The 15,036-nt window shown below is 42.3% G+C and carries 8 protein-coding genes; 3 read left to right on the forward strand and 5 right to left on the reverse strand.

Going from position 1 to position 15,036, the window contains the following annotated elements; translation table 11 throughout:
• Positions 1-14 precede the first annotated feature (14 nt).
• Complete coding sequence (locus tag BMW86_RS09840; RefSeq protein ID WP_089781335.1) at positions 15-1,118, forward strand: carbohydrate-binding family 9-like protein; 1,104 nt, start codon at positions 15-17, stop codon at positions 1,116-1,118.
• A gap of 2 nt (positions 1,119-1,120) precedes the next feature.
• Positions 1,121-2,206, forward strand: coding sequence for a family 10 glycosylhydrolase (locus BMW86_RS09845; protein WP_177189209.1), 1,086 nt, complete (start codon positions 1,121-1,123; stop codon positions 2,204-2,206).
• Positions 2,207-3,263: 1,057 nt separating this feature from the next.
• On the opposite strand, the gene BMW86_RS09850 is transcribed toward BMW86_RS09845, so the two are convergent.
• The 5 genes from BMW86_RS09850 to BMW86_RS09870 form a co-directional block, all read right to left on the reverse strand.
• Positions 3,264-5,714, reverse strand: coding sequence for a glycoside hydrolase family 31 protein (locus tag BMW86_RS09850; RefSeq protein WP_089781339.1), 2,451 nt, complete (start codon positions 5,712-5,714; stop codon positions 3,264-3,266).
• Positions 5,715-5,766: 52 nt separating this feature from the next.
• Positions 5,767-7,314 (reverse strand): RagB/SusD family nutrient uptake outer membrane protein, encoded by a 1,548-nt coding sequence (locus tag BMW86_RS09855; RefSeq protein ID WP_089781341.1) that lies wholly within the window; start codon positions 7,312-7,314, stop codon positions 5,767-5,769.
• Between the two features lie 24 nt (positions 7,315-7,338).
• Positions 7,339-10,299: a SusC/RagA family TonB-linked outer membrane protein gene (locus BMW86_RS09860; protein ID WP_089781342.1), complete on the reverse strand. Its 2,961-nt coding sequence runs from the start codon at positions 10,297-10,299 to the stop codon at positions 7,339-7,341.
• A gap of 429 nt (positions 10,300-10,728) precedes the next feature.
• Positions 10,729-12,333, reverse strand: a complete 1,605-nt coding sequence (locus BMW86_RS09865; RefSeq protein WP_089783624.1) for a DUF6377 domain-containing protein — start codon at positions 12,331-12,333, stop codon at positions 10,729-10,731.
• Between the two features lie 28 nt (positions 12,334-12,361).
• Positions 12,362-13,399 (reverse strand): helix-turn-helix transcriptional regulator, encoded by a 1,038-nt coding sequence (locus BMW86_RS09870; protein ID WP_089781344.1) that lies wholly within the window; start codon positions 13,397-13,399, stop codon positions 12,362-12,364.
• A 507-nt stretch (positions 13,400-13,906) separates the two neighbouring features.
• Between BMW86_RS09870 and BMW86_RS09880 the strand changes: the two genes are divergently transcribed.
• Positions 13,907-15,013 (forward strand): slipin family protein, encoded by a 1,107-nt coding sequence (locus BMW86_RS09880; protein ID WP_089781348.1) that lies wholly within the window; start codon positions 13,907-13,909, stop codon positions 15,011-15,013.
• Positions 15,014-15,036: the final 23 nt, after the last annotated feature.

Below are 15,036 nucleotides of genomic sequence, written 5' to 3' on the forward strand. Positions count from 1 at the left end.
TTTATATTTATACTATGTCTCATCTTATTCGTCATGTGTTCAATGCATTGGGAGTGTTATGTATTACACTTTCCGCCAATGCCCAGTTAAAGCCTGCGTATGTAGCGCCAAGGCAATATCACTGTTATCAAACTCCTACTCCCCTCAAAATAGATGGGAAATTCGATGAAAAGGCCTGGTTACAAGCCGCATGGAGTGATGATTTTACAGATATAGAAGGCGACAAACAGCCCAAACCGGCTATGCGTACCCGCCTTAAAATGTTATGGGATAATCAGTATCTCTACATTGCAGCAGAATTAGAAGACCAGAACATCTGGGCTACCCTGCATCAGCATGATACGATCATCTTCCAGGATAATGATTTTGAAGTATTCATTGATCCCAATAACGACACACATCATTATTTTGAAATAGAGATCAATCCGTACAATACGGTGATGGACCTCTTCATGCCCAAGCCTTACCGCGAAGGTGGAGATGCCCTCATGAGCTGGGACGCACATGGTATGCGTACCGCCATACAGATTGATGGTACACTCAACAAAGCGGGTGATAAAGACAAAAAGTGGACGGTAGAAATGGCGATCCCTTTTACGGCGCTCAGCTTCTATAATCAGAAAGCAACCCCTCCTAAAGACAATTCCTTCTGGCGTATTAATTTCTCCCGCGTAGAATGGGATACCGATATCGTGAACGGCAAATATGTTAAACGTCGTGATAAAGTTACCGGTAAATCATTACCAGAGCATAACTGGGTATGGTCCCCACAAGGTATCATCGATATGCATGCTCCTGAGAAATGGGGATACATCTTCTTTGTAAAACAACCATCAGGCAGTCCGGCTGTTGCATTACCATTACCTGCTATGGAGCAGGCGAAAGAGTACCTTTGGCAGATCTACCATAAACAACGTGATTACAAACGTGATCATGGTAAATATGCCACTACACTGGCTGCATTAGGCTTATCTGAAGGCCCTGTGAAAGAGAACGGCTTAACGTATTCCTTACACCTGGAAGCGCTCTCCGATCAATACACTGCTACTATACACACGGAGAATTCTACTGAGAGCTGCTCTATTAACCAGGAAGGAAAAATATCTCAAAAGCACTAATCATGAATAAACGTAATTTCCTGAAATCCGTAGGGCTGGGCAGCCTGGCTATCATGCAACCAGCCATACCTACACTGGCATTGAAGGCAAACACAATATCCAAACCGACAGGTACGGCCAGACACCGCGTATGGATTAATCCAAATGAAAAGGATAGCATTGCTGATCTGCAAAAGCTGTATGCTTCTTACAGAAAAGCGGGCATTGCAGATATCTTCTTTGAAGCAGACAGTGAGAAACATTTCAAAACAGCAAAGGAAAACGGTATAAAGGCGCATCGCTGGATATGGACAATGAACCGCGGCGAGAAAGAATTGCTGGCCAGTCACCCTGAATGGTACGCAAAAAACCGTAAAGGAGAATCCTGTGCCACACATCCTCCATACGTGGGTTACTACCGCTGGTTATGCCCAAGCAAACCGGAAGTGGTAAATTATCTGAAAGAACAGGCAGAAATGGTGTTGTCCAAAGATTATGTAGATGGTCTTCACCTGGACTATGTAAGATATTGCGATGTAATACTTCCGGTAAATCTCTGGAGTAACTACAATATTGATCAGTCAAAAGAATTGCCGGAGTACGACTTCTGTTATTGCGAAACCTGTCGTGAAAAATACAAGGAGTTAAAAGGAAAAGATCCTTTGGAACTGGAACATCCGGATCAAAGCCCTTCCTGGAGAAAATTCAGGTACGATCGTATTACCAATGTGGTAACGAACCTCGCAGCAGTAGCAAAACAACATAAGAAACCAATATCCGCGGCTGTTTTCCCAACACCGGAAATAGCTAAGCGTATTGTAAGACAGGATTGGACCAACTGGCCGCTTAACGCCGTTTGCCCGATGATCTATCATGGTTTCTACAAAGAAGATGTTGCCTGGATAGGTGATGCTGTAGCAGAAGGTGTGAGAGGATTAAACGGACGTTTCCCTTTGTATGCAGGTCTTTATCTGCCTGATTTCAATGGCAATATGGCCGATCTTGAAAAAGGTGTAAGGTTATCTGTACAGAACGGCGCTGCGGGAGTATCCCTGTTTGGTAGCGTAACACCTGAAGTGTTGCAAACTTTACAGAAAGCAGGTAGTTAATAAAAGCGTTATTCAGATATAGCCTGAAGGAGCAAGGTGTACCTCACTTTAATCCTTCAGGCTTTTTTAATGGTAATAATTTCAGGCACCAGGAATAGTACCCGTTTTCATAGATCTAAACCGTCGAACTAATACGTTTTCCTCGCTTACACCTGATCAGAAAAATTCAGGCACCAGGAATAGTGCCTGCTTTTTAAATCAAGCCTATGAATTAACCCAAAAAAAATGATTTATAATTTTATAACGGTGATGCATAAATTAAAACCAGGCACAAAGAATTGTACCCGGATTTGCGTCATCTTAACCCCTAATCCTAATAACCATTATAAAACATGCTTCTTTAGCGGCTTTGCAGAATACTGTTCTTAAAAAGTCAGGAACCAGGAATAGCTCCCGATGTTATTACTCGTTATAAACTCCATCATTAAGAACTCCCCGAAACCAGGAATGGTCTCCGGTTTATATCTAAGAACAATTCCAAAACCACGTATAAATGTTTTTAACTGAAAGTCAGAAAATACATTGATCCTTTACCTCTTATATGACATAAAATAAGAGGCCGGGAACCAGGAATAGTTCCCGGATCTGTGTATTCTATAACCCTGCGTTTGCGACGAAAATATTTTTACAGGCAATGGCATAGCCATCACACCAGGCATATAATTGCCAGTGAGTTAAATAATAATGTGTTTGTAAATAATGATTACAACAGCATCTTTATTCCCACAAATTGTATTGGACGATTTAAAATAATATTGGTACGTTTCATTTCACAGATGTTGGTTAAAAACAAACGGATCTCGTTGGCAAAAAAAGCATCACTATAGATAAGCGACAATTCAAAAGTAAAATATAGTTCTCAGGTATCCATATGCCATTCTGTTCATTTTGTGTTTATCGAAATCATTCCATCCAGTGCGGTGTCATTACAGTAGGATGTACTAAAAACAAAAACAGATCTATCCATTTCCGTTAGAAGAAATAAATAGATCTGTTTTAAAAGGCTTATTCCCGGTGGAGGCGACCAATCCTGCCCCCAGCCGGGTAATAAGCTGCATCAAAATTCCACCACTATCCTATCCGCACTATTTTTTATGCTTAGCGTAAACACCTTACAGATGTCCGGCGTAGCATACCCACCCTGCGGATCGAAACGGGAAATAGGCGTGAGGAAATTAATGCCTGAAGATTGTAAAACCTGTACCCCACCATTCACCTTTACCTGCTGTAAAGAATCAAAACCATGCAGTATCAGCTTAATATTATTGAACTTAGAAGTAAAATTACCTTCTGCTTTTTCAAGTGTAAGACGATCATCATACCGGATAGTACGCTTGTAAAATCCACCATTCTCATAATCATAACTCTCTCCATCATCTTCATAATACACCATTGTATTGGTGGTATCCCCTTTATATACATGCAGGAACAATGTATCAGCAGGCTTTTCAGCAGTAGTCTGTATCAGTGTTTGCATAGGAATAATACTACCACCTTTTACAAACACCGGTATTTTCTGTAATCCTAGTGGAACCACCTTCTTTTCTCCTCCAGCCTGCAATTCATCAGTATACAGATTATACCATCTGCCGGCAGGAAAATAGATCTCACCAAAATCTTTTGTACTCTCAAACGGCGCTACCAAAAATGCCTTCCCTAACTGGAACTGATTTTGAAAACGGGTATCATATACATTCGCATCATGTGTATAATCTATTGCCAGGGAACGCATCACAGGCATACCACTTTGTGAAGCCTCATAAAACGCACTATAGATGTATGGCAACAGGCGGTAACGCAGGTTAATATAATTCCGCGCTATTTCCAGCACTTCTTCCCCATATGCCCAGGGCTCAGACGATTTGGTATTCACACCTGTATGGTTCCTGAAATACGGGATAAATGCGCCCAGTTGCATCCAACGCGCATACAGCCCCACAGTAGGATTGCCGGTGAAACCTCCTATGTCCATTCCGGTAAAGGCTACTCCACTTAGGCCAAGACTGTTGAGCAGTCGTACGCCTGCCAGCATATGATCTTCTTCTGCACGGTTGTCGCCGGTCCAGATAGCCGTATAACGCTGCAAACCGGCATACCCGGCACGTGTTAATATAAAGGGTCTTTTACCTGTAAGGGTACGGGCACCTTCATAACTTGCACGTGTCATTTCCAGCCCATACACATTATGTGCCTGCTGATGCGTAGTAGGATGACCATCATAATCAAACAATACATTATTGGGCATTTTCTGTCCCCAGGTAGCTATCTCGTTCATGTCATTCCAGTAACCTGAGACACCATTATCCACATATCCTTTCATCTGTGTCTTCCACCAATTACGTCCTTTCTCACTGGTGAAATCAGCGAAGTGACACCAGCCAGGCCACACCTGGCCAGTATATAACTGACCATCAGGATATTTTATGAATACATTTTCTTTTACACCATTTTCATAGGCTGCATATCCTTTCTCCACCTTAATTCCCGGGTCATTGATCACCGTAATTCTAAATCCCATTTTTAATAATTCGGCATTCATTTTAGCCGGATCAGGGAAACGTTCTTTATTCCAGGTGAATAGTTTATACGCATCCATATAATGGATGTCCAGTGTAATACCATCCGCAGGAATTTTCTTTTCCCTTAATGTTTGTGCAATACGGAGCACTTCTTTATCAGGATAGTAGCTATACCGGTTCTGCTGATATCCAAGGCTCCATAAAGGAGGCATGTGCATGCGGCCTGTTAAACTGGTATAGGCATTAATGATTCCCGCTATAGCAGGTGCATACATAAAGTAATAATTCATTTCTCCGTCTCTTGCTCCAAAAGAAGAGAAACGATTATTACTGGCGCCAAAGTTGAAATCACTCTGATAAGTATTATCAAAAAAGATCCCGTAATTCAGCCCATGATGTATGCCTATATAAAACGGGATAGTACTGTATAAGGGGTCCTGATCTGCTCTATATCCAAATACATCCGAGTTCCAGTTGGTATACGCACTTCCTGTTCTGTCCAGGTTACCGTTCTTTTCTCCCAGTCCAACGAATCGTTCGCCTTCCTGCATCTTCTTATAAGAAGTGACTTCATTACCTACCCAGGAAGTGGTAAGTCCCTTTTCATCTTCATTAATTAATAAACCGTCGGTTGTATAAAATGCAATGGAGAAAGGCCTTTTCGTAATGCGGGCTTGCAGCGAATCAGTAGTAATCGTAATATTCGCTGCATCTTCTTTTATGACAGCTTTAACTGCCACAGGTTTTGCAATAACAGCATAGGAGAAATCGTCTGCCAGTTTCTGACGGTCCATCCTTACTCTTATTACACCTGCACTATATACTGTAAGATCTGCAAATGCATTGGTAGTGGCTATTTTTACCGTTCCGCTACCTATCTGCACACTTTTAACATCCCCAACATTCACCACACTTTTTTGCGCATAAGCGCCCATACTGCATAACAGCCCGTAAATGACTATTATAGCAGGCAATAATTTTCTGCTCATAAATTGTAATTATAAAGGCTGACGAAAAGATACTTTTCGTCAGCCCTGCTTATTAATACCCGTCGTTCTGTTTGAGGTTTTTGTTAACCGCCAGATCGCTGGTTGGGATCGGGAATAACAGGTATTTAGGATCGTCTGAAGGTTTCAGCTGCCAGGTATCGAGGAACTTACCGAAGCGGATCAGGTCTTCCCTGCGCCAACCTTCCCAGTACAATTCACGACCTCTTTCATCAATCAGGTTATCGAGAGTGATGCTTGTCCAGGCAGTTGCCTTACGGGTAGTGCGGAGATTATTTACTATCAGCAATGCATCTGCTGCACCAGAGGTACGCAGTAATGCTTCTGCTTTCATCAACAGTACATCTGCATAACGTAAGAAAACGTAATCGTTCTGTGCGTTGTTGCTACTCTTGGTTTCTTTAGATGTCATATCCGGAGGATATTTCACTACACGGATACCGGTTACTTCCAGTGTAGCAGGATCTGTTTCCTGCAATTTTACTTCGCGGGTAAAATTCAATGCATGACCTTTTCTGTCTTCCAGCGCAACGCCACCGGCGCCATACTGCTGGCCTAACAGGAATCCTACATTCAGGCCTGTTACATCTGTTACGCCTGTAAAACTGCCACCTCTACGGGTATCCACTACTTCAAACTTATCGTAGAAATCAGAGATAGTCGTATATCCATTCCAGCCACTTGGATCCTGGTTATAATGCAGGGTAGGCGCCCAATGACAGAACACGGCATTACCTCCTCTTACAGTACTTAACCCCGGACCATTCTGCTGTGTAAAGATGTTTTCTTTAGATACCACATCATTATTGAAGGAAAAGTTGTTGAAGTAATTCGCAGTCAGACTATACTTACCACTGGCTGTAATTTCATCTGCCAGCGAAATTACTTTGGCCATATCTGCGGCATCAAACGTAGGTGATTTCCTGTTGAGGAAAGCGCCTTTGTTTAGATAACACTTCATCAGTAAAGCCCTTGCAGCATTTTTATTAGCGGTATAAGCCGGTACATCATCTCTGAGATCCGGAGTGATGGCAGTCAGTTCGCTGATAATATAATCAGTTGCTTCTGCGGCGGTCAATACTTTAGGCATGTTCAGCAATGTATCACCGGGAGCGCGGAAAGGAACCTGTCCCCATCCGTTCAGCACCGTATACATAGCCCAGGCACGCAGGAAACGTGCTTCAGCTGCCTGTGCTGTAGTAGGGCGGAAGCTCAGTACATTGGTCGCCAGGAACTGCAGTTGCAGAATATTAGTGAAAGTATTACCAATAAAAGTATGGTCTGATGTCCAGTTATGGAGCTTCAATGAACGCCACACACCATTATCATCCCAGTCTCCACCCCTTGTAGGAGCAACCGCTTCATCTGCAGTCATTTCCTCTAAGGCCCAGTAGTTACTCTGGTCCTGGTAGGGCAATTGTAAACCATCGTAAGCAGATTTCAACAATGCAGAAACCTGAATAACAGAATCTGCCTGCGAACGTGTAAGGGTAGAACCCAGTTTTTCATCCAGCTTGGTGCAGGAAGCCAAACCACTTCCTATCACAAGAGAAAATATGACGAATGCTTTATTAAAACGCATAATTGTAATTTTTAGACCGGTGAATTATAATGAGAAGTTGATACCTGCCAGGAAGCTCCGTGCAGTTGGATAAGGTGAATACTCAATACCAAAAGAGGTAACACCATTAATACTCTTATCCGTATTTACTTCCGGATCAAATCCTGAATACTTCGTAATGATGAACAGGTTCTGACCTGTTACATAAATAGAAGCTCCTTTGATCACCTTTCCTATATTCCCGATATTGTAACTAAGTGTGGCATTATCCAGCTTCATGAAATTGGCTTTTTCAAGATAACGGCTGGATACAGTGATTGGATTAGACAGGCTTTCCTTGGTACCTACCAGTTTCGCTGAGATATTCCTGGAACCGAGGTTACCTATTGGCAATACTGTATTAGCTGTGTTGTTATACACATCCATACCAAATGCACCATGTGAGTTTATTCCCAGTGTCCATTGTTTGTAATTAACGGAAGTATTAACACCCAGCATAGCAGTAGGGTTAGGATTGCCCAGGAAAAACTGGCTGTTACCACCATCTGTATACTTACCCTGACCGTTATCATCAAATCCAAGGAACTGTCTTACATAGAAAGAGTTCAGTGGTTTACCATTAACAAGCCTTTGTGCATAAGCGTTAGACACACCCTGTCCGCTGATGGAACCTGTCAGCACCGGAGGGCCATCATAATTCTCCAGTTCATTCTTCAGGAAAGTAGCATTTACGCCCAGGTTCCAGGTGAGGTTCTTAGTGGCAATGATATCTCCGCGTAACACAATTTCCACCCCTTTGTTAACGACATTAGCGGGCAGGTTGATCCAGTAATTGGATGCCGGTGCAGGCTGAATGGCAGGGAAGTTAAAGAGGAGATTAGTAGTATTCTTATGGAAATAATCCAGGCTACCATATAAGCGACCACCAAAGAAGGTATAGTCCACACCAGCATTCAGCTGTTTGGAACTTTCCCATTTCAGGTTAGGATTAGCCACGTTACTCAGACTGGCACCACCGTTTGAATTAACTGTGTATTGTTCCTGAGCAGCTCCGGCAGGAAATTCCTGGTTACCGGTGAGTCCCCAGCCAACACGTAATGCCAGTTGGTTGATAGTCCTGTTATCTTTTAAGAAAGCTTCATTGCTAAGATTCCATTTTGCAGCAAAAGAAGGGAAATAACCATATTTGTTATTAGTCCCGAACTTGCTGGAACCATCCGCTCTTAAAGTGGCTGTCACCAGGTACTTATCAAAGAAGTTCAGGTTAGCCCTTCCAAAATAAGATTGCAGCTCTGATTTAGGATTGCGGAAAGAGCTCATGAAAGTATTGGTCTGAGAAGGACTCTGTAAGATATCTGTGTATTTCAACTGATCGGTAGAGAATCCAAGACCGCCAAGGCTTCTGCCTTTGTAATCAAAACGCTGGTATTCGTAACCTGCTACGGCACTCAGGAATAATGCTTTGGTCACCTGCTTGTTATAGTTCAGCGTATGTGTATACAACCGGGAAGTAAGGGTATTATTTCCATAATAAGCCTGACCATTACCAAATACCTGGTCGATATTGATAAAAGAAGCTATCTGAGTTTCCCTTTCACCTACCTGGTGATTGATACTGAAAGTGAAACGGTATTCCAGGTCGTTCGTGAATTTAAAATAAGGAGAGATGCTGGCCAGGATACTGTTGATGTTTACATTATCATCATAAGCAGCAGACATTGCTTCCGGATTGATCGCCGAACCAACGCCCAGTATATTGAAAGAACCATCTGGTTTGCGTAATGCCAGGGTAGGGTTCCATTGCAGTGCCTGTCCTATTAAACTACCGGTAAAACCAGCATCATTGGTAATAGGGGCAATCTGCTCTGTAGTATGGGCCGCCTGTACGGTATAATCAATTCCTAAATGATTATTTTCCAGAAATTTATATTGTCCGTTCAGATTAGCTGTATATTTTTTCAGTCCTGTTTTCTTCACAATACCCTGCTGATCCAGTAAACCAAAAGAGGCTCTGTATATACTATTATCACTACCGCCGCTCACGCCTACGTTTACGTTCTGAGTAGTACCTGTGCGGAGAATGCTTTCCAGACCATCGGAGCTGGAACCTTCATCTCCGGCAGTAAGATTGTATTGTTTCAGTGCACTTCTGTATCCGGCAGCATCCAGTACATCCAGTTTCTTCATGATCTTACTTACACCGGCAGAATAGGAAACATCCAGGCGTGGAGGGCCTGCAGCTCCTTTCTTGGTAGTAATGATCACCACGCCATTGGCACCTCTTGCACCATAGATCGCAGTAGCAGATGCATCTTTCAATACGTCCATAGACTGAATATCGAAAGAGTTGATGAAGTTAAGCGGGTTGGCATCTGGCGTTTGGCCAAGGCCATTGGCAGCCACAGATGGCTTTGCCGTACGGCCGTCCAAAGGCATCCCATCCACTACGTACAGTGGCTGGTTACCCGTTCTTACAGAGGAGTTACCCCTGATCCTTACGGTGGTAGCACCACCGGGAGCGCCACTGTTGTTTACCACCATCAGACCGGCTACCTTACCCTGGATCAGCTGATCCGGAGCTGTAACGATCCCCTTATTAAAATCTGCGGACTTAATAGAAACAACCGAACCTGTCAGGTCTTTTTTGCGGGAGGTACCATAACCTACCACTACCACATCTGTTAATGTGGTACTTTCTGCTTTCAGGCTAACGGAAATTTCAGATTTGCCGGTAATAATCACTTCCTGTTTAACATACCCTATAAAAGAGACGATGAGGGTAGTAGCGTTAGTGGGTGCGTTTAGTTTGAAAGTACCATCTACTCCGGTAGAAGTACCTGTGCTGGTACCTTTTACCTGGATGGAAGCTCCGGGGATGGCCATGCCGCTTTCATCGGTTACCTTACCGGTAATGGGTTTAGTTTGAGCCTGTGCACCGGCTATACCTGCCGTAAGCAGTAATAGCGAGCATAACAGGCGCACTTTGCGAAATAGAAGATTGGTCATAGATCAGTTTTTATTTGTTTGTGGAATATTGATGCCATTGGGAAATAGATTTAGAACCGGCAGGAGATGCTGGCTGTTCTGTACGTGGAATAAAATTGTATTCAGTTAACCTCTTAACCCGGGTAATAACTCCATTTACACTTTGTCCTGAAAAATAGATTGACTGATAACTGTAAATGCGTGGACGCTGTTTTCATAACTGAAATCAATTAAATACGTGGTGCCATTATGATGGCTTATACGACAAGTGAATCACTATTGCAGTTCAATAAATCAAAGTAAATCAGCTTTCAACTGGTTAACAATTTATATGGTCGATATATAGAAAATATTGGTTAAAAATGGGTTATAATATATCACAACTAACTGTTTATCAATACAGAAAAGTTATATTATACATTTATATATATAAGGATCATAGGATCATTTTCACATTGCTTTTATATCCATAAGGCGTTCTTCAAACTCATCTTTTGGAATAATTGCCTTGTTTTTGATCTTGGTTTTATAAGTATAAATTGTGTTTACAGAGTATTCTAATATCTGGGCTATTTTTACATTATCACTAATACCGATTCTGATGAGGGCGAATATTCTGAGATCGGTGTTCAATAGTTCATTATCCTTTAATCTGATCTGATCTTCTTCCCGGAAGAAAGAATTAAATACCCCTACGAAGTTCGGAAAGATCTTCAGAAAGATACGATCAAAATTCCGAAATAACTCTTCCCGTTCTTCTTTCAGATCAATATTATTTACAAGGTATTTTACCTCTCCGTATTTATTATCGGTTAATTTTTGATCAGCCAGTTTTTTAAATTTCTTGATTTTGTCCAGGTAAGCAGAGTTCACCTGGAAACAATAACCGATGTACTCTTCTTTAATTGTGTTTGCCTCCATCAGTTTATAATTGATTTCCTGCTGGAGAGCATGGGCTGCCGTAATTACTTTCTGAGCTGCCTGTAACTTTTTATATTGTCTGAGGATGATCACCCCCAGCCATACCAGTAAAAGCAAAAGAAGTGTAACGATGGCGGCATAGGCAAACAACAGTTTCTTCTGCCCCTCTACTGTATTGATCTTTTCGCTCTCAATAATGGGAAGGATCGCGCTCACCTGTACTTTGCGCAGACGGGCTCCATAAAATGAGGCATCCGCAACGGCATACTCTATATAACGGGAGGCATGTTTTACATCCTGTTCTTTAAATAACAGACCTGCCAGGATAAACATGGCCGTTGTTTCTTTCGTACTGGAAGCAATGTCAGCGATAGCTGCTCTTGTCATCATAATGATGGCGCTATCCTTTTTGCCGGTGCGTATATATATATTACCAAGAGAAGAGGTGGCGATGGCTACCTGGTGGGTAGTAAGATTCTTCAAGGCCACAGCACGCACATAATAATACCGGGCACTATCCATATTCCCCATTTTCTGATACATCAACCCATAATTGTATTCGTAACTAAACGAATGCGGTTTAAAAAGTATCAGGGCAGAATCCATACAGCTATTTCCCTGCAGGGTATATCCCGGAGCAAAGTATTGATCGCTGCTGTAATCAGATAAATCATAATAATACCTTCCTTTCAGCGTGTAATATTCAGCCCTGGCACTATCGGAGAGAGCCGCTACATCAATAGCTGCCAGATAGTCACCGGCTTCTTTGAACATGCCGGAAGAAAGCAGCACAAAACCCAGTTTAATACCTGCATAATTGATCCTGGCCGGGTCATTCATCTGCCTGGCCAGCGCCTGCAACTGCTGGGCATAGGCAAAGGCGGAATCATATTTAAACACTTTGTACTGTTCATACAACTCCTGACAAACAGCATATCGCTGTTGTAATGACAGATGTTCATCTTTTTGTAAGGCCTTTCTTAATATATTGATCTGCTGAACTTTTTCCGCATCGTACGTCGCTGCTTTATCAATCGTGCGGTTCAACTGGTTTAATAAACTATCATTACCCGAACGGGCATATGCTCTTCCTGCAGTTAATAATAATAACAAACAGATATACTTACACTTCATTAGTTCATTTTTGTGGAATATCAGCTGATTACGAAGCATTAACCGCCCCGTTCTCATCATTATAATTATACACTCCCTGCTTTAGCTTCTTAAAAATCCGCTTGCGCAAAAATTCGGGCGCTAATACCCTCATGCCTTCTGCATAACCCAATATCTCTCTTTCCAGCTCAAAATTCAATTGTACTTTCAGATTGATAATAATCCCATCTTCTTTTGTTTCCAGCAATTTCTGGGAATGGTGCATCGGTTTGGTGGTTACATATGGCGCATGCTCATTACTCACAAATAGTTTTACGTTACCGGCCCTCAATGTACTGCTGACCGTCACACCTATTACATCCTTATAATACTCAGATGGGGTAATCTCATCATTATCAACATATAAAGTATCTTCCGCTATAACAAGATTCTCTATTCTGTCCAGTGCCAGGTTCATGATCTGCAAGCCTTTCCCCTTCACGCCTACTGCAAACCAGCGATTCTTAAACTCTTTCAGCCACCATACATGAAAAACAAAGGACCTCTCTTCCTTAGCCCGGAACGACTGATACGTTATCATCATCGCCTTTTGCTGTATAACGGATTGATAGAGCATTTCCAGGTATTCCAGCCCTTTCAGCCGCTCGTTCTTTTCAAAGTCAATAATCGTTTGAGTGTTATGTGCAGCAGCGTACACGTGGTCCTCTAATTTCTGCACCACCTCATTCAGACTACTAAAATGAGAGAACCCTTTGAATTGTTTCAAAATCTCCACCGCTTCATTCATACGCCCCAGGTCCTGTTCATTCAACGGTATATTGGTTATACTGTATGCAGGGTCCTCGTAGGTATAATACTTCTTGCTTACAACAATGATAGGCGCATTATATCCCAGTTTATCACTCCGCATCAGCTGCAGGTCCGCCTGTACGGAACGCCGGCTGATACCTTTATCAATCCCCTCATAGTCATACAATGCATCAGACACGGCATCTATGAGGTTCTCCAGCGTCCACTTTCTACGTCGGTTCCGCAGGCATGCATCAATAGTTTTATAGCGGATTAAAGCATTTTTGTTGACGGGCATCCATAGAATTTTTCAAAAAGTAGGAAAAAAAATCTATTGCGCAAAAAAACTGCGCACTTGTCTTCAACCTTTGCATTGCACTAATGTTAGTAACGGACCTGATGATGGTTTCTGATAGCCCTCATAGTATTGCCTGCCCATGGTGGGTAATATGCTGCTGTTACAGAAATGCTTTCCGTGGTTGAGGGTTCAAATCCCTCGCCTCTCTGGTAAGGCTCATTGGTTGAACCAAACAGATGGATTACGAATCCAATCACTGAAAGTTGGCAGACTTTAAAACTGTCACCACCTGAGGGAAACAGGAAAAGCAACCTGGCTCAGAACAAAAGGTTCTATAGCAGTCTGTTGCCGGCCTGACAAAGGCAGATACCGCGGTTGACTGTTCTCCGGCTTTTAAGTGCCCCAAAACTTAAAACCTGTTGAACAAACATCCACTTAAGCCCGGCTCCGCCTGATACGGATTGGAAGCTTTGACCTGTTTTCTTTTTACTTTTTTAAACTTGATATATGACACTTAGAACAAATGTTGCTGCTTATCACAAAGCATTGGTATTAAAAAACAACAGACTTGTAAAATTACTGGCAGAAGGAAAATACTGGGTGGCACCCGGAGCAACTGTGATCAGTTATGATATGACCCAGCCTTTCATTGCGCCCTTAGATATAAACATGCTGTTGCAGGATGCTGCACTGGCAGAAGCACTATTAGTTATTGATGTAAAGCAGAATGAACTGGTATTGTTATATGAAAACGGATTATTTAAATCAGTCCTGGCTGCCGGAAGATATGCTTTCTGGAAGGGCGTCATTACATATACTACTATTAGTATAGACCTGGGTAAATATGAGATCACAGAGCCAGTAGACAGAGCTATTCTGTTAAGACCTGATCTTGCTCCTTATGTAAAGACATATACTATAGAGTCTTATGAACAGGGCTTGTTATATGAGGATGGGAAGTTCAGGAAGAAGCTGGAGGCAGGTATTTACTACTTCTGGAAAACGCCTGCTGTATTAGCTGTATATATATCAGATACCCGGCAGTTACAGATAGAAATGAACGGACAGGAAATTCTTACAAAAGATAAAGCCAATATCCGTTTAAACTGCTCTTTGATGTACAAGATATCTGATATCTTCAAGGTAATAGAAAGCAAGGAATACGACAAGCAGTTGTACGTATTACTACAGCTGGCATTAAGAGAACAGGTTTCTGCCTATACACTGGATGAACTCCTGGATAAGCGGGATACTATTTCTGCACTGGTACTGTCCGCTGTAAAAGAAAAGGCAGAGGCATTGGGTGTTACGGTATCCGATTGCGGTATCAGGGATATCATCTTACCAGGTGATGTGAAGGAGATCATGAACCAGGTATTGGTAGCGGAGAAGAAAGCGCAGGCGAACATCATCATGCGTCGGGAAGAAACAGCCAGTACGCGTAGCTTGCTGAATACCGCCAGATTGATGGAAGAAAACGAAATGCTTTTCAAGTTGAAGGAAATGGAATACGTTGAGAAGATCGCTGATAAGATCAGTAGTATTTCTGTAAATGGCGGGGGAGACCTTGTCGGACAGTTAAAGCAGATTTTTATACCTCAGAAAAAGGGATGACAATAGTCATCCTTTTTTTATAT

Source organism: Chitinophaga sp. YR573 (assembly GCF_900110995.1).
In the GTDB taxonomy this organism is placed as follows: domain Bacteria; phylum Bacteroidota; class Bacteroidia; order Chitinophagales; family Chitinophagaceae; genus Chitinophaga.

Coding starts and splice junctions, on each gene's coding strand:
- BMW86_RS09840 (WP_089781335.1), top strand. CDS start 15: ATGTCTCATCTTATTCGTCATGTGTTCAATGCATTGGGAGTGTTATGT.
- BMW86_RS09845 (WP_177189209.1), top strand. CDS start 1,121: ATGAATAAACGTAATTTCCTGAAATCCGTAGGGCTGGGCAGCCTGGCT.
- BMW86_RS09850 (WP_089781339.1), bottom strand. CDS start 5,714: ATGAGCAGAAAATTATTGCCTGCTATAATAGTCATTTACGGGCTGTTA.
- BMW86_RS09855 (WP_089781341.1), bottom strand. CDS start 7,314: ATGCGTTTTAATAAAGCATTCGTCATATTTTCTCTTGTGATAGGAAGT.
- BMW86_RS09860 (WP_089781342.1), bottom strand. CDS start 10,299: ATGACCAATCTTCTATTTCGCAAAGTGCGCCTGTTATGCTCGCTATTA.
- BMW86_RS09865 (WP_089783624.1), bottom strand. CDS start 12,333: ATGAAGTGTAAGTATATCTGTTTGTTATTATTATTAACTGCAGGAAGA.
- BMW86_RS09870 (WP_089781344.1), bottom strand. CDS start 13,399: ATGCCCGTCAACAAAAATGCTTTAATCCGCTATAAAACTATTGATGCA.
- BMW86_RS09880 (WP_089781348.1), top strand. CDS start 13,907: ATGACACTTAGAACAAATGTTGCTGCTTATCACAAAGCATTGGTATTA.